General features: G+C 38.5%; 23 protein-coding genes. All 23 read right to left on the bottom strand.

Translation table 11 applies throughout. The features are described from left to right. Window positions 1-5: 5 nt before the first annotated feature. The 23 genes from argC to AC2S94_RS10110 all read right to left on the bottom strand — a co-directional run bounded on the left by argC (window position 6) and on the right by AC2S94_RS10110 (window position 25,796). A complete protein-coding gene (argC, locus tag AC2S94_RS10220) occupies window positions 6-971 on the bottom strand; it encodes an N-acetyl-gamma-glutamyl-phosphate reductase (protein WP_484628503.1) in 966 nt (321 codons plus the stop codon). Further along, the gene (locus AC2S94_RS10215) at window positions 968-2,155 is read right to left on the bottom strand and encodes an argininosuccinate synthase (RefSeq protein WP_484628502.1); all 1,188 of its coding nucleotides are present in this window, start codon (window positions 2,153-2,155) and stop codon (window positions 968-970) included. The genes argC and AC2S94_RS10215 overlap by 4 nt, the downstream gene beginning before the upstream one ends. Window positions 2,156-2,239: 84 nt before the next feature. Continuing rightward, a complete protein-coding gene (locus AC2S94_RS10210; protein WP_484628501.1) occupies window positions 2,240-2,878 on the bottom strand; it encodes a GNAT family N-acetyltransferase in 639 nt (212 codons plus the stop codon). Between the two features lie 336 nt (window positions 2,879-3,214). Then, entirely contained in the window at window positions 3,215-4,489 is a 1,275-nt protein-coding gene (gene ilvA / locus AC2S94_RS10205) for a threonine ammonia-lyase IlvA (protein WP_484628500.1), read from the bottom strand. After that, window positions 4,489-5,958, bottom strand: a complete 1,470-nt coding sequence (gene ilvC / locus AC2S94_RS10200) for a ketol-acid reductoisomerase (RefSeq protein WP_484628499.1) — start codon at window positions 5,956-5,958, stop codon at window positions 4,489-4,491. Before ilvC ends, ilvA begins: the two co-directional genes overlap by 1 nt. Continuing rightward, window positions 5,955-6,494 carry an acetolactate synthase small subunit gene (gene ilvN / locus AC2S94_RS10195; RefSeq protein WP_484628498.1) on the bottom strand — a complete coding sequence of 180 codons (540 nt, stop codon included), beginning with the start codon at window positions 6,492-6,494 and terminating at the stop codon, window positions 5,955-5,957. Before ilvN ends, ilvC begins: the two co-directional genes overlap by 4 nt. Further along, on the bottom strand, window positions 6,494-8,227 hold the full coding sequence (ilvB, locus tag AC2S94_RS10190; RefSeq protein ID WP_484628497.1) for a biosynthetic-type acetolactate synthase large subunit: 1,734 nt from the start codon (window positions 8,225-8,227) through the stop codon (window positions 6,494-6,496). Before ilvB ends, ilvN begins: the two co-directional genes overlap by 1 nt. A gap of 11 nt (window positions 8,228-8,238) precedes the next feature. Next, window positions 8,239-9,912, bottom strand: coding sequence for a dihydroxy-acid dehydratase (gene ilvD / locus AC2S94_RS10185; protein ID WP_484628496.1), 1,674 nt, complete (start codon window positions 9,910-9,912; stop codon window positions 8,239-8,241). A gap of 374 nt (window positions 9,913-10,286) precedes the next feature. Then, window positions 10,287-11,810, bottom strand: coding sequence for a GNAT family N-acetyltransferase (locus tag AC2S94_RS10180; protein ID WP_484628495.1), 1,524 nt, complete (start codon window positions 11,808-11,810; stop codon window positions 10,287-10,289). 87 nt (window positions 11,811-11,897) lie between these two features. Then, window positions 11,898-12,530 carry a response regulator gene (locus AC2S94_RS10175; RefSeq protein ID WP_484628494.1) on the bottom strand — a complete coding sequence of 211 codons (633 nt, stop codon included), beginning with the start codon at window positions 12,528-12,530 and terminating at the stop codon, window positions 11,898-11,900. Next, window positions 12,505-13,311: a sensor histidine kinase gene (locus AC2S94_RS10170; RefSeq protein ID WP_484628493.1), complete on the bottom strand. Its 807-nt coding sequence runs from the start codon at window positions 13,309-13,311 to the stop codon at window positions 12,505-12,507. The genes AC2S94_RS10175 and AC2S94_RS10170 overlap by 26 nt, the downstream gene beginning before the upstream one ends. 57 nt (window positions 13,312-13,368) lie before the next feature. Continuing rightward, window positions 13,369-14,004: a hypothetical protein gene (locus tag AC2S94_RS10165; RefSeq protein ID WP_484628492.1), complete on the bottom strand. Its 636-nt coding sequence runs from the start codon at window positions 14,002-14,004 to the stop codon at window positions 13,369-13,371. A 132-nt stretch (window positions 14,005-14,136) separates the two neighbouring features. Further along, window positions 14,137-14,523 (bottom strand): hypothetical protein, encoded by a 387-nt coding sequence (locus AC2S94_RS10160; RefSeq protein WP_484628491.1) that lies wholly within the window; start codon window positions 14,521-14,523, stop codon window positions 14,137-14,139. Between the two features lie 255 nt (window positions 14,524-14,778). Next, a complete protein-coding gene (locus AC2S94_RS10155) occupies window positions 14,779-15,642 on the bottom strand; it encodes a 5-oxoprolinase subunit C family protein (protein WP_484628490.1) in 864 nt (287 codons plus the stop codon). Next, window positions 15,632-16,363 carry a 5-oxoprolinase subunit PxpB gene (gene pxpB / locus AC2S94_RS10150; RefSeq protein WP_484628489.1) on the bottom strand — a complete coding sequence of 244 codons (732 nt, stop codon included), beginning with the start codon at window positions 16,361-16,363 and terminating at the stop codon, window positions 15,632-15,634. The genes AC2S94_RS10155 and pxpB overlap by 11 nt, the downstream gene beginning before the upstream one ends. Beyond that, a complete protein-coding gene (pxpA, locus tag AC2S94_RS10145; RefSeq protein ID WP_484628488.1) occupies window positions 16,363-17,103 on the bottom strand; it encodes a 5-oxoprolinase subunit PxpA in 741 nt (246 codons plus the stop codon). The genes pxpB and pxpA overlap by 1 nt, the downstream gene beginning before the upstream one ends. Next, complete coding sequence (locus tag AC2S94_RS10140) at window positions 17,103-18,323, bottom strand: Nramp family divalent metal transporter (protein ID WP_484628487.1); 1,221 nt, start codon at window positions 18,321-18,323, stop codon at window positions 17,103-17,105. The genes pxpA and AC2S94_RS10140 overlap by 1 nt, the downstream gene beginning before the upstream one ends. A 2-nt stretch (window positions 18,324-18,325) precedes the next feature. Beyond that, window positions 18,326-19,483, bottom strand: a complete 1,158-nt coding sequence (locus AC2S94_RS10135) for a DUF2891 domain-containing protein (RefSeq protein ID WP_484628486.1) — start codon at window positions 19,481-19,483, stop codon at window positions 18,326-18,328. Window positions 19,484-19,600: 117 nt separating this feature from the next. Further along, entirely contained in the window at window positions 19,601-21,139 is a 1,539-nt protein-coding gene (locus AC2S94_RS10130) for a YifB family Mg chelatase-like AAA ATPase (protein WP_484628485.1), read from the bottom strand. 147 nt (window positions 21,140-21,286) lie between these two features. Beyond that, window positions 21,287-22,147: a BadF/BadG/BcrA/BcrD ATPase family protein gene (locus AC2S94_RS10125; RefSeq protein WP_484628484.1), complete on the bottom strand. Its 861-nt coding sequence runs from the start codon at window positions 22,145-22,147 to the stop codon at window positions 21,287-21,289. A gap of 76 nt (window positions 22,148-22,223) precedes the next feature. Beyond that, entirely contained in the window at window positions 22,224-23,222 is a 999-nt protein-coding gene (gene gap / locus AC2S94_RS10120) for a type I glyceraldehyde-3-phosphate dehydrogenase (protein WP_484628483.1), read from the bottom strand. A gap of 16 nt (window positions 23,223-23,238) precedes the next feature. Further along, window positions 23,239-24,225 carry a 6-phosphofructokinase gene (pfkA, locus tag AC2S94_RS10115; protein ID WP_484628482.1) on the bottom strand — a complete coding sequence of 329 codons (987 nt, stop codon included), beginning with the start codon at window positions 24,223-24,225 and terminating at the stop codon, window positions 23,239-23,241. Window positions 24,226-24,350: 125 nt separating this feature from the next. Beyond that, window positions 24,351-25,796 (bottom strand): alpha-amylase family glycosyl hydrolase, encoded by a 1,446-nt coding sequence (locus AC2S94_RS10110; RefSeq protein WP_484628481.1) that lies wholly within the window; start codon window positions 25,794-25,796, stop codon window positions 24,351-24,353. Window positions 25,797-25,802 lie beyond the last annotated feature (6 nt).

Below are 25,802 nucleotides of genomic sequence, written 5' to 3'. Positions count from 1 at the left end.
CACTATTAAAAATAACTTCCTTTTAAGTTCAGCCCCTTTTTTTCATCAAATCCAAACATCAGATTCATATTTTGAACAGCCTGGCCCGAGGCACCTTTCAGTAAATTATCGATCACACTGGTGATCAACAACTTATTTCCAAACTTCTGAAGTCTCAACAAACACTTATTTGTATTTACAATTTGCTTTAAATGCAGTTCTTTATCGGTTACAAATGTGAAGGCCGAATCTTGATAAAATTCATCGTACATCTTTTTCGCTTCTGAAAGCTCTCCATTAAAATGAGTATAGGCTGTGGCGTGAATTCCCCTGGAAAAATTTCCCCTATTCGGGATAAAATTAATCTCAGCCTCATGATCAGGTTGAAATTGCTTTAGACTCTGCTTTATTTCATCTAAATGCTGATGTTCAAAAGATTTATAAGCTGAAAAATTATTATCTCTCCAGGTAAAATGGGTAGTTTCTGAAAGTGATGTTCCCGCTCCTGTTGCTCCGGTAACCGCATTAACATGAACATCATCTTTTAAAAGTCCGTTTTTAGCCAAGGGAAGAATCGCCAGAGTGATGGCAGTGGCAAAACAACCAGGATTGGCAATAAAATCAGCCGACTTTATCTCATCCTTATTCAATTCCGGAAGGCCATAAACAAAGGAATGCTCTTTAGATTTCTGCCTGAAATCGGTGCTCAGATCTAGGATCTTTGTATTTTTCGAAAATTGATTTTCAGAAAGAAACTTTTTTGAATTTCCATGACCAAGACATAGAAAAACCACGTCCACGCCAGAGTTGACCTCATCAGTAAATTGAATTTGAGAATCGCCAATAAGGTCCTGATGAATATTGTTAACCGGTTTTCCTGGTTGAGAGGTACTAAAAACAAAATCCAATTCTACCTCAGGATGATTGAGCAGAATCCTGATCAATTCTCCCGCGGTGTAACCCGCTCCTCCTATAATTCCAACTTTGATCATGAATCTTTGTTTACGTGTTGATAGATCTTTCCTGAATTTGAAAGAATCTTAATAAATCCTTTAGCATCTTCGGCAGTCCAGGCTTTATTTTCTTCTCCATAATTTCCAAAACTGCTGTTCATAAGGTCGTTTGGAGAATTAATTCCGTCCAATGAGAATTTATAGGGTTGTAAAGTCACGAAAACATCGCCCGTTACTTTAGCCTGAGAGCTTTCCAGCAGTGCTTCAAAATCACGCATTACCGGATCTAGATATAAGCCTTCATGCAAATGCATTCCGTACCAATTTGAAGTATAATCTTTATGCTGAAGCTGCCATTTGCTAAGCGTATGCTTTTCCAGTAAATGATGGGCTTTGATTGTGATCAAGGCAGCAGCAGCTTCAAAACCTACTCTACCTTTAATTCCGATAATTGTGTCTCCAACATGAATATCCCTTCCAATGGCATATTTTGAAGCAATCTTTTCCAGAATTTCAATATTCTTTTCCGGAGAATTTTTTTGGCCGTTTATGGCAGATAATTCTCCCATATTAAAACTCAGCTTGATTTGCTTTGGTTCTTTCTCGATCAATTGTGAAGGATATGCTTCCTCCGGAAGAGCTTTTTCAGAAGTCAGCGTTTCTGCACCTCCCACACTGGTTCCCCAAAGTCCTTTATTTACCGAATATTTGGCCTTTTCCCAGTTCATTTCAACACCTTTACTCTTCAAATATTCAATTTCTTCCTGCCTGCTTAGCTGCTTATCCCTTATAGGAGTAATGATGCTGATCTCAGGTGCGATGATCTGGAAGATCATATCAAATCTAACCTGGTCGTTTCCCGCTCCGGTACTTCCATGCGCGATATAACCTGCTCCAATTTTCTTCGCATAATTTACTATCTCGATAGCCTGAATAATTCTTTCGGCACTAACAGATAAAGGGTAAGTATCATTTTTCAGAACATTCCCGAAGATGAGATACTTCACCACTTTCTGATAGAATGAAGAAACCGCATCGATATTCTGATAACTGGAAGCTCCAATTTTCTTTGCATTATCGCCAATCTTCTTAATTTCTTCTTCAGAAAAACCACCAGTATTCACGCTTACGGCATGAACTTCAAAACCTTCTTCTTCAGATAAATATTTCGCGCAGTAGGAAGTATCTAATCCTCCGCTATATGCTATGACTACTTTTTTCATTTTAAATTCTTAACCTAATTATTTATCCTGAACCTGGTTCAGGATCTTTTGAGAAGCTGAAATAAATTCAGCCTGACAAATTGTTTATTTTTCAAGCTTTTCCTTTTTATAGAAAAGCGTTTGCTTAATGTTTTTCAATCTTTGAAATGCCTTGTCATTGAAATTGCTCTTCGGCTTTTCGATTTTCTTCGTTTCCTTTTTCTTTTCAGGATCGTATAGCATGCCTGTACAAAGACACATTTTTCTCTCGGTCCTGGTTAGAATATCATAATTCTTACACGTTTGGCAACCTTTCCAAAAGGTCTCATCATCGGTAAGTTCAGAAAACGTAACGGGCTGGTATCCTAACTCATAATTTATCTTCATAACTGCCAATCCGGTAGTGATGCCGAAAATTTTGGCCTCAGGATATTTAGTTCTGGAATGCTCAAAAATCACTTTTTTGATCTCCTTAGCGAGACCATGGTTTCTATATTCAGGATGCACTATAAGCCCTGAATTTGCCACATATTTATCGTGACTCCAGGTTTCTATATAACAAAAACCGGCAAACTTATCGTTGTCTAACGCGATCACAGCATTCCCTTTTTCCATCTTATTGATGATATATTCAGGGGTTCTGCGCGCAATACCAGTGCCACGAACCTTTGCCGATTCTTCGATAGTAGTACAAATGATCTCAGCGTATGAAGCATGAGATTTATTAGCAATGAGAATTTTCATCTGCTAAAGATTTATGTTGAAAAATATGTTTTGATCTGGGTTTTCGAGGGCGGAACCGGACTCACCTAAGTTCCATAAAAATATAGACGCACTTACGTGCGACGGGGAAAACGGCGGTGCATAGGAGAAATATCAGTAAATGTGCTGATATAAAGTTTAAATGCTATGCTGTTTATGTGTTTCAAAGTGGTAAAAAAATCAAATAATATTAAAAGAAAAGAGTTCAGGGGTCACTGCCTAGAAGCGGCGGGGCCTGAAATTCATACGGGGTAATATTATTTGTTTGATCGAAATCATGATACAAATGTATACAAAAATTTAATTCACAAGTATTTACTAGATTAAAAATTGAAATAAATTCGGATTATCATTTAAATATTCTCCGTAAAAATTCTTCTTTTTCATCCTATCCACTAATGGTCCAAAATCCTTCGGATCTTTCAATTCGATCCCCACAACCGCAGGCCCGTTTTCACGATGATGTTTTTTTGAATATTCAAAATGGGTAATATCATCATTAGGTCCCAGCACTTTCGCTACAAATTCTTTCAATGCTCCGGCTCTTTGCGGAAAACTAACTACGAAATAATGCTTAAGACCCGCATAAAGCATCGCTCTCTCCTTAATTTCGGCAGTTCTGGTGATGTCATTATTACTTCCGCTAACGATACACACCACGTTCTTACCTTTAATTTTATCTGCATACAAATCAAGTGCAGATAATGCCATAGCTCCCGCAGGCTCTACGACAATAGCATCCTGATTATAAAGATCAAGAATAGTCTGGCAAATCTTCCCTTCAGGAATGGTGATCATCTCATCAAGATTCTGTTGACAAATGGCAAAATTACGAGCGCCTACCTTCTGTACAGAAGCACCATCAACAAAGCGTTCTATATTTGCCAGTTCTACCACCCTGCCTTCATTCAAGGAAGTTTTCATGGATGGTGCACCTTCCGGCTCTACACCAATAATTTTTGTATTCGGGGACAGGTTTTTAAACATAGATGAAATTCCGGCAAGAAGTCCGCCACCTCCAAGAGGTGCAAAAATATAATCTATAGGCTCTTCTGCCTGCTCAAGGATTTCCAAAGCGATAGTCGCCTGGCCTTCTATTACTTTTTCATCATCAAAAGGATGAATAAATACCAGACCATGCGTTTCCATGTGCTTCATGGCACTTTTAAAAGAATCATCATAGGTATCACCCTTAAGAACTACTTCAACCCATTTTCCGCCAAACATCTGGGTTTGTTCCACTTTTTGCCTAGGCGTGGTTCCGGGCATATAAATCACACCCTTTACTTTCAGCTTATTACAGGCGAAGGCGACTCCCTGAGCATGATTTCCTGCACTGGCACAAATCACACCTTTATTTAGCTGCTCCTCAGACAGGCTGGAAATTTTGTTATACGCCCCACGAATCTTATAAGATCTTACCTGCTGCAGGTCTTCTCTTTTCAGCATCACATTCGCCTGGTATCTTTTAGAATACGTAAAAGATTCAGCCAAAGGTGTCTTGAGAACCACTTTAGAAATCCTTTCAGCCGCCTGTTTAACTGCTTCGTGACTTGGTTTATATACTTTATCTTTTTCCAGCAAAGTATCCATTACGCGTATATTTTCTTCATTGCGGTCATCGCAGTTCTTAGTTTTGCACCGACCTCCTCAACAGGATGATTTTTTATTTCTGAATTCACTTTTTGCAATTTCTGCGCATCAACTTCACCTCCTTCAAATGTTTTTCCTGCAACCTCAGGTTCCAGGGAATTTATATAATCCTTTATAAGCGGTTTCGCGGCATGATCAAAAAGGTAACAACCATATTCCGCAGTATCAGAGATCACTCTATTCATTTCATAAAGTTTTTTCCTGGCGATCGTGTTGGCAATAAGTGGAGTTTCATGAAGTGATTCATAATAAGCCGATTCTTCAATGATCCCTGCATCGACCATAGTTTCAAAGGCCAGCTCAACTCCCGACTTTACAAAAGCGACGAGCAAGACTCCCTTATCAAAATATTCCTGTTCTGAGATCTCTTCTGAAGTCGCTTCGGTTTTTTCAAATGCCGTATTCTCAGTTTCAGCTCTCCATGTATGCAATTCTTTATCGTCATTCGCCCAGTCTTTCATCATTCGGCTACTGAATTCTCCGGAAATTATATCATCCATATGCTTCTGAAATAATGGACGCATTGTTTTCTTAAGATCTTCAGAAATATCATAGGCTCTCAATTTTGCTGCATCTGAAAGACGATCCATCATTTGAGTGATTCCGCCATGCTTTAAGGCTTCAGTAATTGTTTCCCATCCATACTGAATTAGTTTTGCCGCATAGTTTGGATCTACTCCCTCAGCAACCATCTTATTGAAAGTCAAAATTGAACCAGTTTGAAGAACTCCGCAAAGAATGGTTTGCTCTCCCATCAGGTCAGATTTCACTTCAGCTACAAAAGACGATTCCAAAACTCCTGCTCTGTGGCCACCTGTAGCGTAAGCATAAGCTTTGGCCCATTCTAGGCCAATTCCATGCGGATCATTATCGGGATGCACTGCAATCAAAGTCGGCACACCGAATCCACGTTTATATTCTTCACGAACTTCAGAACCCGGGCATTTAGGAGCCACCATAATAACCGTAATGTCTTCACGAATCTTCATGCCTTCTTCCACCATATTGAAACCGTGAGAGTAGGAAAGAACAGCATTCTTCTTTATGTGCGGTTGGATAGCCTGTATCACCGGTGTATGCTGCTTGTCTGGTGTAAGATTGATCACCAGATCTGCTTCTGGAATCAATTCTTCATAAGTACCAACCTTAAAATCATTTTCCGTGGCATTTTTCCATGACTGGCGTTTTTCTTTTATCGCGCCTTCTCTTAAAGCGTAAGAAATATCTAATCCGCTATCGCGCATGTTTAATCCCTGGTTGAGTCCCTGTGCACCACAACCTACGATCACTATTTTTTTATCTCTTAAAGCATCTACTCCGTTGTCAAACTCTTCCAGCTCCATGAAACGGCAAGTCCCTAATTGAGCTAGTTTTTCACTTGTAGAAAGGCTGTTAAAATAATTGGTCATGATAATGAATTTGTTGTATTAAATTTTTCTAGTATTCCTGATATCGGCATTTCGTTCTTGGTAACTGCAATAGTTCCAGATCTCACAAATTGCATCAATCCGTAAGGTTTTAATGTTTCATAAAGCGCGTCTACTTCAGTTCTTTTCCCGGTCTTTTCGATCACGAAAAACTCTTTGGTAACCGTCACTATTCTTGCATTAGTTTCCTTTATAAAATCCTGAATATTATGATCATCCAGAAAATCTTCAGATTTGATCTTGTATAGTGCTGTTTCCTGATAAATTGTTTCAGCATCGGTATGATAAAAAGCTTTGATCACTTCGATCTGTTTTTCGATCTGGCCAACGATCTTTTTAATCTGTTCTTCGGTGACATTCACAATAATTATAAAACGCATTACTTCTGTCACCTCACTAGGAGAAGCTGTAATACTTTCAATATTGATGTGCCTCTTCAGGAAAATTGCCGCGATCCTGGATAATAGACCAAGATTATTTTCGGTGTATATCGATACGGTATAATTCTTCTTTTCCATTACTCTAATAATATATCTGAAACTGCTGCTCCCGTTGGGATCATAGGAAACACATTTTCTTCCTGTTCAACTTTCACTTCAAGGAAATACGCTTCATCAGATTCCATCATTTCCTTTACGGCATCTTTTAATTGCGACCTCTCAGTCACCTGTTTTGCTTCAATATGGTATCCCTTGGCAATTGTGATAAAATCAGGATTGATCATCGTGGTGGAAGCATACCGCTTATCGAAGAACAATTGTTGCCATTGTCTTACCATGCCCAAGAATCCATTGTTCAAAAGCACAATTTTCACCGGAACTTTGGTTTGAAAAATCGTTCCTAGTTCCTGAATCGTCATCTGGTAACCACCGTCACCAATCACCGCGACCACATCTCTTTCTGGTTTGGCCATTTTGGCTCCAATAGCTGCAGGTAATGCAAATCCCATAGTTCCAAGTCCGCCGGAAGTTACGTTACCTCGTGTACTATTAAACTTTGCATAGCGGCAAGCTGCCATCTGATGCTGTCCAACATCTGAAACGATGATCGCATCACCATTAGACTGCTTATTGATCTGTTGGATCACTTCAGCCATTCCAAGGTCCTTTTTAGTGATGTCAAGATTACCTTTAATGACTTTTTCGTATTCGGTTTTATACATGTCCTTGAATTTTTGATGCCATTCCTCGTGAGAATTTGGCTCTAATAATTCAAGTAATGCCTTAAGACTTTCCTTTACATCTCCCAGAACAGGGTAATCTGCTTTTACATTCTTATTTACTTCGGCAGGATCTATTTCAAAATGGATCACTTTCGCCTGTTTGGCATATTTTTCAAGATTTCCGGTCACCCGATCATCAAATCTCATCCCGATGGCGATCAGGACATCGCATTCATTAGTGAGCATATTTGGGGCATAATTTCCATGCATTCCAACCATTCCCACATTCAACGGATGATCTGTTGCTAGTGCAGAAAGTCCTAAAATTGTCCATGCTGCCGGAATTCCAGATTTTTCAACCACCTGTTTAAAAAGATCTTCGGCACCACCTAAAATCACTCCCTGTCCCCAAACGATCAATGGTTTTTTAGCTTTATTGATGACATCTGCAGCTCGCTCCACTTCCAGAAGATTTAGTTCCGGAATAGGTTTATAACTCCTGATTCCAGAACATTTTTTATAACTGAATTCTAAAGAAGCGAACTGGGCATCTTTAGTAATATCGATTAAGACCGGTCCTGGCCTTCCCGATTTTGCTATATAAAATGCTTTCGCCATCACTTCAGGAATTTCTTCGGCTTTGGTGATCTGGTAATTCCATTTGGTAACCGGAGTGGAGATCCCCACAATATCAGTTTCCTGGAAAGCGTCACTACCTAGCAAATGCGAGCCAACTTGCCCGGTAATACAAACCATAGGTGTTGAGTCTATTTGTGCATCTGCAATTCCGGTGACAAGATTTGTTGCACCGGGACCAGATGTTGCGACAGCCACACCAACTTTTCCTGAAACTCTTGCATATCCCTGGGCGGCGTGTGTAGCTCCCTGCTCATGCCTGGTAAGGACGTGGTGAATTTCTTTCTGATATTTATAGAGTTCATCATAGACGGGCATGATCGCCCCTCCGGGATAACCATAAATAGTTTCCACACCTTCTTCAAGCAAACACTTAATCACCGCTTCGGCTCCCGAAACAGTCAAGGTGTCTTTTGTGCTTACCTTTTCGAAACTTGCTGTCTTAACCTGCATAATTCACCGTATTAAAATTCATCTGTAACACAGCCCTCTGAAGCCGATGCTACCATTTTTGCGTATTTATAGAGTACTCCTCCTTTTACCTTAAAAGCAGGTGCTTTCCAGGCTTTTCTTCTTTTCTCAATTTCCTCATCGCTCAAATGAGCTTCAATTCTATTAGTTTCTGCATTTATACTGATTTCATCACCATCTTCCAATAGTCCGATTAGTCCGCCTTCCTGTGCTTCAGGGGTTATATGGCCCACTACAAAACCATGCGTACCACCGGAAAATCTTCCGTCTGTGATCAGTGCGACTTCTTTTCCAAGTCCGGCACCCATTATTGCAGAAGTTGGTTTGAGCATTTCAGGCATACCTGGTCCTCCTTTAGGACCTTCATAGCGAATCACGACCACGTCTCCTTTTTGAACCTTTCCGGAGGAAATACCTTCGTTAGCTTCAAATTCTCCATTGAAAACTTTCGCCTTCCCCTTGAACTCCAAACCTTCCTTACCCGTAATTTTTGCTACGGAACCTTCAGAAGCCAGATTTCCGTATAGAATTCTGATGTGACCGGTGGCTTTGATAGGTTTTTCAACAGGATGTATCACATCCTGATCGTCTGGTAAGGCTTTTACGCTCTCCAGGTTTTCGGCAATGGTTTTTCCGGTAACGGTCATACATTCGCCATGAAGTAATCCTTTTTCAAGCATATATTTCATCACAGCCGGTATTCCACCAATCCTGTGAATATCTTCCATTAAATATTTTCCGCTAGGCTTTAGATCTGCCAGGAATGGAGTTTCCTCGCATATCCTTTCAAAATCTTTCAATCCAAAATTAATCTCTGCCGCTTTTGCGATCGCGAGAAAATGAAGCACTGCATTGGTTGAACCTCCCAGTACCGTCAATAACCTGATCGCATTCTCCAGTGATTTTGCCGTAACGATATCTTTTGGTTTCAGATCTTTTTCCAGAAGGTATTGCATTGCTTCTCCAGCCTTCACGCTTTCATGGGTTTTCTCAGATCCTGTGGCAGGATTGGAACTATTGAAAGGCAAACTCATTCCCAATGCTTCAATTGCGGAAGCCATCGTATTAGCGGTGTACATACCTCCACAGGCTCCGGCTCCGGGACAGGCTTTCTCAATCACCTGCTGATATTCCTCCTCCTGCATTTCCCCGGAGACTTTAGCTCCCCAGGCTTCAAAAGCGGAAACAACATCCAGTTTTTTACCATTATGGCAACCGGAAGCAATTGTCCCCCCATAAACGAGGACTGAAGGCCTGTTCAATCTGAACATAGCCATCAAAGCACCCGGCATATTCTTGTCACAACCAACCACAGTTACTAAACCGTCATAAGACATTCCTTCTACCACAGTCTCCATCGAATCTGCGATAAGATCTCTGGAAGGCAGTGAAAATCGCATTCCCGAGGTTCCCATGGAAATTCCGTCGCTAACTCCAATAGTATTAAAGATCAAACCATTCAAACCTGCATTTTGAGTTCCCTTTTTCACCTCTTTGGCTAGATCGTTCAAATGCATATTACAAGGATTCCCTTCATATCCGGTACTTCCAATTCCCACAAATGGTTTTTTAAGGTCTTCTTTGCTTAATCCTATGGCGTGAAGCATTGCCTGGGAAGCAGGTTGCGAATCACTTTGCGTTATTTTGCTGCTATATTTGGTGTTCATTAAACTGACTTCAATTTCATTTAAGTTTTAAAAATACTTTGTTAACTATACTAATCAGGCTGAATTTATGATATGGAATTAATTTCAAGCGTGCCCATGTTTTTTTAAAATACTGATTTACAGTTATTTAAATAGTTTCGAGTTACGATAGCTAATAATTCTGATTCCGACAAATCTTAAATTCCAGGCATAAAAAAAGCCGTCTTGAAAGACGGCTTTAATTTATAAGTGAAAGGAACAAATATCTTTCTAGGGTCGATCTTCAATATTGAAAATGACGTCAAGAATAGATGTTATAATGTTCTGAATTGCTGTAATCATAATTCTAAATTAGAAAAAAATAATCTATTAACCACATTATCAAATTGTTAATTCTACTTTTTCTTCTTTAAAGAATAAAGATCTTTTCTTCTATCTTTCATATTTCGAACGCTTCCAAAGTTGTGCAGCTCCTTCAAAAGATCAAGATCAACATCCACTAATAAGGTGCTTTCTGTATTTGGAGTTGCTTCCGCTTTTATACCGTTTACAGGAAAGGCAAAATCTGAAGGTGTTAGAACAGCACTTTGCGAATACTGAATATCCATATTATCTACTTTTGGTAGATTACCTACAGAACCTGCGATCGCTACGTAACACTCATTTTCTACTGCCCTCGCCTGTGCACAGATCTTCACCCTGGAATAACCATTTTGAGTATCGGTCATGAATGGTACAAAGAGAATATTCATTCCCTCTTCGGCAAGTAACCTGGAAGCCTCCGGAAATTCTACATCGTAACAAATAAGAACTCCGATCTTTCCACAATCTGTATCAAAAGTTTCCAGTTTATTTCCACCTTTCATTCCCCAAGCGCTTTCTTCAGCAGGAGTAATATGTAGCTTTTCATAGCGTTCATAACTACCGTCTCTTCGACATAAATAGCCCACATTATACATATGTTCACCAACAGGAAGCGGCATACTTCCGGTAATGATATTGATATTATAATTGATCGCAAATTCTCTGAAAGTCTCTAATAATCTTTCGGTATAATCAGAAAGTCCGCGTATTGCTTCAGGTTCAGATAAATGATTGAATTGAGCCATGAGCGGCGCATTGAACAATTCCGGAAAAAGAATAAAATCGCTTTGGTAATTACTCACCGCATCCACAAAGAATTCAATCTGGGAAACTAATGCATCATAATCTTTAAATAGTCGCATCTGCCATTGCACGAGTCCGAGTCTTACAACAGTTTTTGTTGTATTCACCAGTTTTTGCGGCTTGGTATAATAAATATTATTCCACTCCATTAGAGTAGCATATTCTTTACTCTCGTGATCTCCGGAAAGATATCCCTTGATCACTTTCTTAACGTGGAAATCGTTACTTAGCTGGAATGACAATACAGGATCATGGATCTCCTGTAATTTCACTTTTTCAATATATTTTTTAGGAGTTAGCTCAGATGCATATTTTGAGTAATTCGGAATTCTTCCTCCAAAAATGATCGATTTCAGATTAAGGTGTTCACAAAGTTCTTTTCGAGCCTCATATAATCTTCTTCCTAAACGCATTCCGCGGAATTCAGGATGAATAAAAACATCTATACCATAAAGAACATTTCCATTTTTAGTGTGCGTAGAGAAATTTTCCCCGCCAATGATCTCATCATAATTATGATTATCATCAAATTTATCATAATCTACTATGATGGAGAGGGCACAACCGGCGATTCGATTATCGATAACAATACAAAGCTGGCCTTCGGGAAATTTATTCACCAATGTTCTAATCTCTCCCTTGCTCCAATATTCATCAGGCATGGCCTGATAACTTTTCACCATGGAGATCTTGAGCTCTTCATAGTCTTTAACCTGTAAATTTCTAAGTTCAATTTTTGCGGAATCTATCACGGCAATCTATTTTTTTTTACAATACGAAGATACTGCAGAATACGCAGTTAAGGAATTTGAAAAAGACAGATTTGAATTAAAGTATTCTTAAACTTCGCAGATACCTTCTTTGATCGCGAAGATCACCAGGCCAACCCTGCTTTTCACATGAAGTTTATTAAAAAGACTTTCACGGTAGTTCTCCACCGTTTTGGGACTAAGGTTCATCTCGTTAGCGATCGCCTTATAAGTTAGCTCGCTACAGGCATGACCCAGAAATTCAAGTTCTCTCCCGGTTAGCTCCTCGTATTTTTGTTTACGTTCTTCCCGGCTTAAGGCTTCGGAAATTGTTTGATTGGAATAATAACCAGTTCTGTCTATGGCATTTAGTGCATCCTCAAATTCTTCAGGATCTATATCCTTCAGAAGATATCCTCTACAACCAAAGCGTAGCATTTTTATGATATTTTCATCTTCCTGGTCCACGGTAAGAGTGAGGACCTTTTGCTCTGGTTTATTTTCTTTTAACCATTCCATTGTGGCTAACCCATCCATCACGGGCATGCGCATATCTAACAAAATGAGATCTGGAGAAGCATTTCCATCATTGAAATGATTCAAAAGTTCTTCACCATTTTTGTAGACATGGGTAACCTCGAAACCTTCAAAAGAATTTACCAGGATCTGAAGTGACTGCGCAAAAAGTTTATGATCGTCAACGATTATTATCGTCCTGTTCATTTAATTTAGTCTTGGTTGGATATCGTAAAGATAACGAAGTTCCTTTACCAATAGAAGAATTCAGTTCAAAATTGGTATTGATCATCTTTGAACGACTGCGCATATTTAACAATCCAGCACCGGCTTCAACATTATCAAGATCAAAACCCTTCCCATCTTCGAATGCATGGATCTCCAGATGATCTGGAAGGTATTTAAAACTGATTTCCAACACAGATGCCCCTGCATATTTTATCACATTGGAGAAATATTCCTGAAGTATCCTAAACAGGATAATACTATCTTCATGTTTTAAATCATAGTTTTCACCTTCCACCTTAAACTTAGCCTGTACCACCCCTAGCCTATTAAAACGTTCTAATTCGTTTCGCACCGAAGTTTCCAGTCCAACATGTTCTATCACCTCCGTATTTAAAGACCGTGAAAGGGCTCTTACTTCAGCCAGCGAGTCTGCTACCATTTTTTTAGCTTCATGGAAATTACCACGGTTTTCATCCAGAATTTTTTTTTGAAGAATATTCAATTGCATGCTAGCCACAGCAAGCAATTGACCAATATTATCATGTAATTCCCAACTTACATTCTTTAGTGTGGCTTCCTGAATCTCGATACGCGCATTAGAAAGTTCATTTTTAAAATTTTGCTCAGCGGTATACTTTTCCTGTAGTAATTTGTTCTTTCTTCTTTGATAGGTGATAAAGAATAGAACGGTAAAAGCAGCCAGGAAGAAAATTACCAGTATAAAATAGACAATTAATAAGATCTCTTCCTTTTGGAGCATATTTTAATGGTGGTTGTTAAGCAATTATACACAAAAAATATTGAAACCGATAAATGCCTAATTCTTAACTTCCGTAGACCTGGCCTTGATTCTAGACTTCATTTCTACATAAAAACCAATGATGAACATGGAATAGAGAAATATGTTCGCGTACATCAACGCGCTGCCATACATCTTAATAAATTCTGGGTTTTCTTTATTGAAATAAGAGGTATAAATTTTTAATGGTACAACACATAACTGCCACAACAATACAGCTGTTCCAAAATAGAAAAGAGCATCTGAAGTAAGAATCAATATCCTGTCTGAAAGTAATACTTCAAAGAAATAAGCAATAAGACAAAAGAAAACGATGATGGTTCCAAATAATATTACTGAAAATTCCTCTGCATATAGAAAATTACCGAAAGTAGTATAACAGACCAAGCTATAGATCGCGAATAAGATCAGGATCCCATTCAAAATCTTTCTAAGGTGAAATTTTTGGAGTTTTTCAATCTGACTTGAAAATAAATACCCAAATACCAGGTAATTGATCACTCTAACAATATTATAAAGCCAGAAATTCCTATGAAATGGAGAGTCTTTTAAAAATGGAAAGGTTTCGTATTGATCATAAAAGGCCCAGATAGGATATAGGCCGATGGTATCGATTATAAATATAAAACAGAGATAAAAAATAAAAACCTTCATCTCTGTTTTTAATGAATTACGAAATTTAAAATAGTATTTTAAGCCTATACACATCGCCAGAAACTCAAAAATAGGGATGATGTAGAGCTTATTGTCAATAATAAAATCCAGCACTTAAGTAGGTCTAATTAATTAATAGCCGAAGGGCGGCCAAAGTCCACCATTCTCATTAAAGGGTTCAATTTCAATGTTTTCTTCATAATCTTTACCAGACCCATCATCTTCTGTAGCATCCTTCTTTTTGGTGGCAGAAAGAAAAATAGTAGTAAGATTAGGCCTGTTCTTTTTCTCTTTGTAAGCTCCAAGCCAGATATTAATTCCTGGATTTGAAATCTTTGCTTCTTCAGATTTTTCTCTTACGTAATCCAGATACTCCTGTAGTTCATCTAGCGTGAAATGAAATTCACAGGTATCTTCATGCTTTTTTCCGTTGGTAGTAACTTCTAAACGGGTATCCCACCATTCTTTCTGAATTTCTTTCGCTCTTTCGATCGAAATACATTTTTGCGGTTTTTCCATATTTGAATAAGTGATTGGTTAGAACCGCCAAAATTAGGAATATAAAGCGTAAAGCACACATTTATAGTGCAAAAAGGGGATTTTTCCCCTTATACAGAATGATATCTTCAGATATATTTGTATTAGTCATTTTAGTAAAGCTAAAGTGTTTTGGGGCAAAAAAGTGTTGTTTAGGTTTGTTATAGTTCTGAGTAGGGTCTTTTCTATAGCTTTCACCGAGATAGCACTTTTTTATTTCCCCATATTCATCATCCTCTACCGGTAATCCTTCTTTTTAAACCTAACTTTATCTCCAGGTAATTTTTGCGATAATGTTTCAATTCCTTTTTCTGAAAGTTGTAAAATCCGAGGATAACCACCAGTAGTCTGACAATCTCGCATTAAAATGATAATGTTTCCTGATGGCGTAAGTTGAACCGTGCCCGGTATTACAGGTGCTGTGATTATAGAATCCAGCTCATTATGTAGTTTTTCTTTGAGCTGTACCGCCATCCTATTACTACTTTCATCCGTTTTAAATATCGAATTAAAAAGTTGTTGTTTTTGCGTGCTGTTTAAATTTTCAAATTCAGGTCCCGGATATACTTCAATTTCTTCGGAATTCAAATAATCTGAATCAATTTTTAAAGAAGAGAATGAAGTTGCGTTTTTACCTTCAACCGGTTCATAAAACAGTTCTGAAGATTTGCTTAAACGGAATTCCAGAGTAAGACCTTCATACCAGCTTTTGCTATTCATAAGAGTTTCGGTTTTAAAACCACCGAAAATCCCGAGGTAACTTCTAAATCCGTTTTTCCTGGCTCCAAATTTCAAAATATCACCTTCTGATATTTCAATAATAGAATTCATATCTACAGAAACTCCATTCAATTCAGGAGAGAGATGTGCCCCGGAAATACAAATTTTGGTAGTTGCTTTAAATTTTAACTGCGGACCCTGCATGGTAATTTCCATTACCGAAGCATCCTGTTCATTTCCTAAAATAAGATTACAAATACGCATTGCGTATCTGTCCATCACTCCACTTTGAGGCACCCCGAATTTTTGAAAATCAAAGCGTCCTAGATCTTGAATGGTTGAAAATAATCCCGGTTGCAAAACTTCAATTTTAGCTTTCATTATCTAGAATTTTCAGTTGATATTCTCCTTCTGAAACCTGCTCTTCAATTTCAAAATATTCCGCTTTGGGAATCGATTTGAATTTAATTTTATCACCCGCCACAAACGGACTTGGAGGAGAAGCATTTTTATCAAATAAATCAACCGGGCAACTGCCTAAAATTTGCCATCCGCCAGGACTGTTTTTTGGGTAGATTCCGGTTTGATTTTCACCAATGCCAACAGCCCCTTTTGTAACCGATCTCCTAGGTGTTTTTTTTCGTGGAATTTTAAGCCTTTCATCAAGCCCCCCGAGGTATAAAAATCCGGGTAAAAAACCTATAAAATAAACCTGGTAAAACGAAGCGGTATGCAGTTGAATAATTTCCGCTAACTCCATTTTTTTTTGCTTCGAAATGTATTCCAGATCCAGACCGAAATCGGTATCATAACATACTGGTAACTCATAGATTTTATATTTTCTGTTTTTTGTTATATTAGCCTCTACAAATAACTCTTTTAAGGCTGAAATTTCACCATAGACATTTTCTATAGTGAATAGATAACTTACTAATATCGAGTTATATGCATTAATCACCTCAACCCTTTGTTTAAATTCTGAATTTTCTATTTTTTCTTTATAAAACAGGACTTTATGAAGAACGTTTTCATTGATATCAGACTCAAATTCTATCAAAATCCCTCGGTCTCCCAGGGGTGATATTTTAGGAATATTTTGCATTACGTATTCTTTACTTCTACTCCGTTCTGAGCAAATTTTTTGTGTAGATATTTTAAAATTTCAACTGAAGACGGTGTGTCACTATGCAGGCAAAAAGTATCTGCTTTTGCGTGAATTTCTTGACCTGAAATTGTAGTTATTTTCTGGTCATTATAGATTGAAAAAACATGGTTAAAAACATCTTCTTTTTGAGTGATCAAAGCACCATTTTCAGACCTCGAAACAAGACTGAAATCATGGTTATAATTCCGGTCTGCAAAAGCCTCAAAAAGGAGGTGAAATTTACCCATTCCCAACTCGGAAATTTTGGAATTAAGAGGTACAAAAAGTTTGAAATCCGACTCTAATTTTTCGAGACATTCAATCACAATTCTGGCAATTTTTTCATCCCTGGCAGCATCGTTATACAGAGCTCCATGAAGCTTTACATGCGTAAGTTTTCCACCTTCAGATTCTGCAATTTGCATCAAACTCAGAACCTGCCCTTCAATGGATAATTGCAGATCTTCTTCAGACATCTCCAGGTGATTTCTTCCAAAGTTTTCTCTGTCTGGATAAGAAGGATGGGCTCCAATTTCAACATTATTTTCCATAGCCAGACGAACAGTTCGGTGCATGGTTTCCAGATTGCCGGCGTGACCTCCACAGGCGATGTTACAAGCCGAAATGTAAGGCATTAGTTCTTCATCATATTTACCGCCTTCGCCTAGATCACAATTTATATGTATCGTCTTTTCCATTATAGATTCTGAATTACATTAAAAATTGATTTTGCTCCCAGAAAAACAGCCAGCGCAATCACCGCGATACCAATAATATTTTGCAGTAAACTGTTCTTATATTTTCCTAAAACTGCCTTCTGATTCACTATCCAAAATAAGAAAATTGCGATGATTGGAAGCACTAAACCATTGGCAATCTGTGCAAATTGAATGATTTCTACAGGCTTTACTCCTAAAGAAGAGAAGAAAACACCAAGAATTATAATGACCATCCACACCAGCTTGAATTTAAGAGAATTCATTCCACCTTTCCAGCCCAGACAACCTTTTACTACGTAAGCAGCCGCTAGCGGAGCTGTAATAGAAGAAGTGATCCCAGCGGCCAAAAGACCAATAGCCAGAAAAATAGTGGCAGAACTACCAAATAAAGGTTCAAGTCCAGTTGCCAAATCTCCTACATCTTCAATAGAGTCTATATTCGAGGCTGCCGCACAAACTACGATGGCCATGGAGACCAGTCCTCCCAGGGCAAGTGAAAAAACAAGTTCTCTTCGCACCATGCCCAGATATTTCTCACCATTCCACTTCTCACTTACCAAGGAAGCATGGAGAAATAAATTGTAAGGAACAACAGTAGTCCCTACAAGAGCGATAATCGTCAATAATCCATCATCGAAATTTCCAGGAACAAATCCATTGAGTATTTCTGTTAAATCAGGCCTGGTTAGAAAAGCAGTCAACAAGAATGCAAAGCTCATTAAGAGAACCAATACAATAAAGATCTTTTCAAGTTTTTTATAACTTCCCAGAAACAAAAGAAAGAAGGCGATGCCACCAATTACCAGGCTCCAAATATTTAAACTGAAACCTCCTAACTGCAAACTTCTGGATTCAAATACCGCTTCGACACCTAGTACTGCTCCGGTAATATTACCTGCTTCATAAGCAGCGTTACCAATTACTATCGCAGAAAAGATCAGGAAAAGTGTAAAAACCCGAACAAGGGGATTCTTCATTTCATCCCTAATGCAATCACTTAAACCTTTTCCGGAAATTAAACCTAGCCTCGCAGACATTTCTTGCAATACGATGCAGGCAAAAACGGAAATAAATAGTGCCCAAAGCAAGGAATAACCGAAATTCACTCCCGCGATACTACATACAGTCACAGTTCCCGGACCAATGAATGCTGCCGATACAAGGATGCCGGGACCTAAATTTTTAATAAAGTTCTTCAATACTAAGGCGTATTCCCAGATTCTTTAAGTGCGTACAGAGCGAAAGTTCCTAACCAGTGACCACCTTCGTAACCATCTCCGGATATATTTGGAAAGGAATAAGAAACATGCTCGTTTGCGATCATCTTAAGATGCCCGAAATTCTCAGGGTATTTGTTAGCCAGTCTGTAGAAAACCCAGGCTCTGCTGAAATTAAGCCCATCAAGATGTACAAGCTTACCATCTGTGCGATCTGACACTTCTCCTACTTCCATTTCAAAATCTTCACTTTTCAATTGCGGCATGAAATCGTCCACCCACATGCTAAAAGCATTTTTTGGCAACACTCTACTCATGATATCAATTTCAGAAAGACACGGGGAAAGAAAATCATAGCCTCCCGGTTCCCATGTAACAGGACAATCATCATCCTTGAGATAGAAATCCTGGGCACGTTTTTTTATAAGTTCAATAAATTCAGTGTTTTCAACAGTTTGAGCGTAATCATAAGCGAAACTAAGACCAAAAGCGGTATTAGTATGTTCTCCAACTCGTACTGGATAATTTAACTTAGGTAAAAATTCCATGTATTTTTGAACGATAACATCGGTCAAAGGCTGAAGATTCTTAGAAAGTTCTACTCCAAGCGGATCATCCCACGTTTTTAATTCTTCAGCAAGTTTTAATAGCCAGGCCCAGCCATAAGTCCTTTCATAAGAACCACTTTGTTCTCTTTTAAAATAGGCTACTTCTGCCTGAATATTTTCTACCGTAAGTGAGTTTTTCAGTTTTTCCCTGATTTCCTCATTTTTCTGCACATCAGGAAATTGCTTCAATAAGCTTACCAAAGACCAATGAGCGTGAACAGATGAATGCCAGTCAAAACACCCATAAAACGCAGGATGCAATTCATGTGGCTCACCCATAGCCTCTTTGTTCTCCAGAGTCTGTCCTAGTTTATTTGGATATTCGGTATTTAAACAATTCAAAGGAAGTTCGGCAAGTTTGTTGGCCTCCTCAAGATTAAGGATCACCGGCTTTGAATTTTGTAGAGCATCTGGAATTAAATCTTCTGTATTCAGGCTATCAGTAGAAGTTTCATTCGTGTTATTATCCTGAGATTGATCGCCTTTACATGAGAACAGCCCCAGGCAAAGTAGAATTAGAAAAAATCTTTTCATTAGTTTAGGTTGTTGGTTTCCGAAGATTTTCAATTCGGAAATTGTAGATTGGTTTTTTCAGTCTACCCAAAAATATAAAAAAGCATTTTAGGTTTAGTTAATTAAAACTCAAGATATTCAGGCCAGCCACCCTTCTCTGTCTAAACTTCTGTACTGAATCGCCTCACTGAGATGATCTCCTTTTATACTTTCGCTTTTTTCAAGATCTGCGATTGTTCTGGAAACTTTCAAAATGCGATCGTAAGCCCTCGCCGAAAGGTTAAGCCTCTCCATGGCAGTTTTCAGCAAATGTTTCGAAGCATCTTCCAGCTGGCAAAACTGCCTGATATGCTTTGGCCCCATCTGAGCATTATAATGAATAGTGTCCATACTACTAAAACGCTGTGATTGAATTTCCCTTGCTTTCGTAACACGCTCCCTGATGACCAGGCTGCTTTCTCCTTTTCTCTCCTCACTCAGTTTTTCAAAAGGAACTGGTGTTACTTCAATATGAATATCGATTCGATCCAAAAGTGGTCCGCTGATCTTCCCTAAATAACGTTGCATTTCTATAGGAGAAGAACTCAAAGGTGCGTCAGGATCATTAAAATAGCCACTGGGACTTGGGTTCATACTGGCTACCAGCATAAAACTTGAGGGATAGGTCACGGTAAATTTAGCCCTGGATATAGTAACTTCTCTATCTTCCAGAGGCTGCCGCATTACTTCCAAAACGCCTCTTTTAAATTCAGGTAATTCATCTAAGAATAGAACTCCGTTATGTGAAAGTGAAATTTCACCTGGTTGAGGATAAGCTCCACCACCGACTAAGGCAACGTCAGAAATTGTGTGATGTGGACTCCGGAACGGTCGATGGGACATCAAGCCCACATTATCTTTAATCCTTCCGGCAACACTATGAATTTTAGTCGTTTCCAAAGCTTCTTGAAGCGTCATAGGCGGCAAAATACTAGGCAACCTCTTAGCTAGCATGGTTTTACCAGCACCAGGCGGACCAATCAGGATAATGTTATGCCCACCGGCCGCAGCGATCTCCATACATCTTTTAATGGATTCCTGTCCTTTTACATCGGCAAAATCATGTTCGAATTCATCAAGGTTTTCATAGAAGATCTCACGAGTATTTATCTCGGTTCTCTCCAGAGGTAAATTCTTATCAAAGAAATCTATAACCTGTTTTATATTGTTCACGCCATAAACCTCAAGACCTGAAACTATTGCTGCCTCCCGCGCATTCTGCTCAGGAAGAATAAACCCTTTAAAACCTTCTTTTCGTGCCTGAATAGCAATAGGTAAAGATCCTTTTATTGGCTGGAGACTTCCATCCAGGGAAAGTTCTCCCATGATCAGATATTCAGAAATATTCTCAGATTTTATCTGATCGGAAGCTGCCAGGATACCCATCGCGAAGGTTAGATCATAAGCAGACCCTTCCTTGCGAAGATCAGCTGGAGCCATGTTTATAATGATCTTTTTTCCTGGTAATTTGTATTTATTGTTCTGAAGAGCAGCCGTAATACGATAACTAGATTCTTTTACAGCATTATCTGGCAAACCAACAAGATGATAGCCAATCCCTGAAGCCACATTTACTTCTACGGTGATGGTTGTAGCTTCCACACCAAATACAGCGCTGCCATATACTTTTACAAGCATTTTTCTTAAAATTAATAAAGGCAGGGCTTTATGATTGTTGAATTAAATGTAAACTATTTTCCGTAAGAAAAACATCTTCAGAGGATTACATTTAAAATAAAAAAAGGCCCGCAAAATGCGAGCCTATTAAAATTTAGAAAAATGAGTTTATGAAACTTTGATAACGTTTTTCCTATAGTGTTCGATCAAAGCATCGATTGGTCTTCTTACAATATTACCAATTTCAATTCCGTAAGGCTGAACAACCGCCCTGATAATATCTTCACTAAAAAAAGCAATAGTTCCGATAAAGTGAACAGGAACTGATGTTACCTGTGGATACGCCAGTACTCTGGAATGAACAAAATCTGTTAGACCTTCATGAAGCAATTTATAGAAATATCCATTTCTTTCATTCTTGAAAATAAATTCAGCAAAGTGTGCCAAATAAGTATTTGGATTATCTTTCCTATAAAGATTCATTTTGATCGTATCTGAATTCAGATCAAATTCTTTTTCAAATTTACCTGCAACTTCAGGAGGCATACGCTTATAGTAATAATCCCTGATAAGTCTTTTCCCAAAATAATTTCCACTGGCTTCATCCATTAAGATATAACCTAAAGAATCTACTGCCTGGTGAATATTTTCTCCGTCAAAATAACAACTATTGGAACCAGTTCCCAGAATACATACTATCCCAGGCTCGGTAGTTGCTGCATAGACCGCGGCAACCGTATCTTCCATCACCAAAACTTCATCTGCATTGGTAAAATAGTTCGCAATTATACTTTTCAGTAATTCTCTAGGCGTAGGTGTTCCACAACCAGCACCATAAAAATGCACCTTTTCTATTGTGTCCCTAACTTCAGCAAGCTCAGGATTTTCAGCGAGTCTTTCTTCCAGGACAGCTTCCTGGAAAACAGCGGGATTCAAACCCTTACTTCTGGTCTTGAAAACCTGCTCCCCTTCATTGTTAAGAAGTATCCAGTCACATTTCGTGGAACCTCCATCAGCAATTAATATCATGTGTTCAGATGATTAATTCAAACCTAAAAGATATACAGCCAGAATTTCTGGCTGTATAATTCAGATTTAAAAAATATTATAAAGATGCTACGTGAGCAGCAAGATCTACCAGCTTAGAAGAGTATCCGTACTCGTTGTCATACCAGGCGATCAATTTGAAGAAATTATCGTTAAGTTCAATACCAGCTCCGGCATCAAAATTACAAGTATGAGCATCTGAAACGAAATCCTGGCTCACTACTTCGTCATCTGTATAAGAGATTACACCTTTGTAGTCTCCTTCAGCAGCTTTTTTGAAAGCAGCTTTGATGTCGTCATAACTGGCCGCCTTTTCAGTTCTTACAGTTAAATCTACCACAGAAACATCTGTAGTTGGCACTCTAAACGCCATTCCAGTAAGTTTTCCTTTAAGAGAAGGAATTACTTTAGTTACTGCTACTGCAGCTCCAGTTGAACTTGGGATGATGTTTGCCATTGCGCTTCTTCCCAGTCTGAAATTCTTTTTTGATGGAGAATCTACGGTGAACTGAGTTGAAGTAGAAGCGTGAACTGTAGTCATAAGACCTTCTACAAGTCCAAACTCGTCGTCAATCACTTTTGCAAGTGGCGCAAGACAGTTTGTAGTACAAGATGCATTTGATACAATATGCTGATCTGCAGTTACATCGTTATGGTTTACTCCCATTACGAACATAGGTGCAGTTTTAGATGGTGCAGAGATCACTACTTTTCTTGCTCCGGCATCAAGGTGGGCCTTTGCATTGTCAAGATCAGTAAAGATTCCTGTACAATCCATTACTACTTCTACTCCAACATCTCCCCATTTAAGGTCTGCAGGATTTTTTTCTGAAGTAGTTCTTATCTTTTTTCCGTCAACATAAAGATCTCCATCTTTTACCTCGACAGAACCTTTATATTTTCCGTGAACTGAATCATATTTAAGTAAATAAGCCAAATGATCTACATCAAGTAAATCGTTAATAGCTACAACTTCTACATTTTCATTTTGGGCAGCAATACGGAAGGCAATTCTTCCGATACGTCCAAATCCGTTAATTCCAATCTTTGTACTCATTTTCTTTGGTTTTTAATTATACCGAAGTGATGTCTGCCACCCTTCGTAATTCTTTATCTAATTTAGCATCACCGTTTATGGCAGTTTTAAGGTCAACATTAACCACCTTTTGATGATGTATTCCTATCATGATTTCAGACTTGTTGTTCATAAGAGCTTCTACAGCACCTACTCCAAGTTTACTGGCCAGAACACGATCAAAACAGCTTGGTGATCCACCACGCTGAATATGCCCAAGTACAGATACCCTGATCTCATACTCATCCATGTTTTCTTCAATATAAGAAGCAAGTTCAAATATGTTCTTACCACTTTTATCACCTTCAGCAACCACGATAATGCTGGAGGTTTTACCAGATTTTTTACTTTTTCTAAGGGAATCGATCAATCTTTCTACTCCAAGATTTTCTTCCGGAATCAGTATTTCTTCCGCTCCTGCTCCAATACCACTATTCAAAGCGATATCCCCCGCATCACGACCCATTACCTCAACCAGGAATAACCTGTTGTGAGAACTGGCCGTATCACGAATTTTATCAATGGCCTCAACCACTGTATTCAAAGCAGTGTCATAACCTAGCGTATAATCTGTACCATTAATATCGTTATCAATAGTAGCAGGTATACCCACGGTAGGAATATCAAATTCCTGACTAAAGAGCTGAGCCCCGGTAAAAGTACCATCTCCTCCAATAACTATTAAAGCGTCTATATTATTCGCTTTTAAGTTATCGAAAGCTTTTTTTCTACCTTCTTTTGTTTGAAATTCTTTGGAACGAGTAGATTTAAGAAAAGTTCCACCCTTATTTATAATATTTCTAACCGATCTTGCATCCAGAGTTTCGAAGTCGGCTTCAATAAGCCCCTGATATCCCCGGTAGATCCCTGTACACTCAATTTTATAAAATGAACAGGCACGAACAACCGCTCTAATGGCAGCGTTCATTCCCGGAGCATCTCCTCCGGAGGTTAGAACTGCGATGTTTCTAATATTTTCAACCATTTAGCTCAAAACTAATCTCTTTCAAACCGATAACCTAATTTCGGAAAAAACTAAAACGTTTTCGGTTAATAACTAATAAAAAAAGCCACATTTAAGTGGCTTTTTGCAAATATTTATGACTTTAATTACTTATTTATCAAAATTTTGTATTCCCAGGGCTCAAATTGCAATTCCTGATCCTTTGAAATACTGAAATCAGCATCGATCATATAATCTGAAAAATCACCTTCCATTTCAGCACTAAAACTCACCGGCTTATCGGTCATATTTGATACGAAATACAAAGTTTCTCCACCTTTTTCTCTTTTGAAAAGTAATATCTTCTCTTCCGCAGAATTTTTAACGGCAGAGTAAGAGGCTTTATTCTTTCCGCCGTTTAACGCAGCATTATTATTCTTCAATTTTCCAAGTTTTTCCAGTAATGGATAAACTTTTCCTTTAGTTTTTGGAATCGTATCCTTTTCAAAGAATAATAGTCTTTTGTCCATGTCATATTCCTGACCACTATAGATCAATGGCATTCCCGGAATTGTATAACTCATCGCCAGCATGGCCTCAGATGCGTCTCCCATTCTTTCTCTTACGGTTCCAGCCCATGAATTCTCATCATGATTGGTCACGAAATTCATAAGAAAATCATCCTCTTGAAAAGTAGTATCGATTTTCTTCATATAATTATCCCAATCTTTCACAGTTTTCTTACCCTGAGCGATCTCGTTCATTAAATGATGACCTTCCCAATTGTAACCCATTTCAAAAGCATTATGAAAAAGATCCTTTGGATCCTGAGCTTCAGCAAGCATAATTAAAGGTTTTGCATCATTTAAGGTTTTAGCTGCCGATTCCCAGAAATCTGTTGGAACTGAATGCGCAGCATCCGCTCTAAAACCATCAATATCATGCTCTTCTACCCAGAATAGCATTTCTTCAATCATTTTCTCACGTAATTCCTGGTTCTCAAAATTAAGATCGGCCACATCTGTCCAACCCCATGGTTCTCCAGTTGCATCATTTATTGGATCTGTAATTTCACCATCTTTTCCTTTCGTATAATATTCCGGATGCTCGGTAATCCAGGCGTGATCCCAACCAGTATGGTTCGCAACCCAATCAAGAATTACATACATTCCATTCTCATGAGCGGTCGCTACCAGTTCATCAAAATCTTCCATGGTTCCATGTTCTGGATTTACCGCAGAATAATCTGAAATTGAATAGTAGCTTCCCAAATACTTTTTACGCTCTTCTGGATCTTCGATATCTTCTACATCTTTCCCTCCAGTTGCTTTTCTGTTCTTTTCTGAAATAGGATACATCGGCATGAGCCATATCACTTTTACACCTAGTTCTTTCAATTGCGGAATATCTTTAGTGAAAGCATCAAAAGTTCCTTCCGGGGAATACTGACGGATGTTTGCCTCGTAGATAACTGCTGACTCCATCATGTCATCGCTTACCGGCGCTAGACTGTCTTTTTTAGTCTCTTCGACAGAAGCTTCTTCTTTATTTGGTTCATTTTTACATGATATCAGAAAGCTGAATACCAATAAGATCAATGCAAGTTTTTTCATTAATAT

It is taken from the genome of Christiangramia pacifica (genome assembly GCF_057221535.1).
This window is presented reverse-complemented; position numbering and strand designations above follow the sequence as displayed.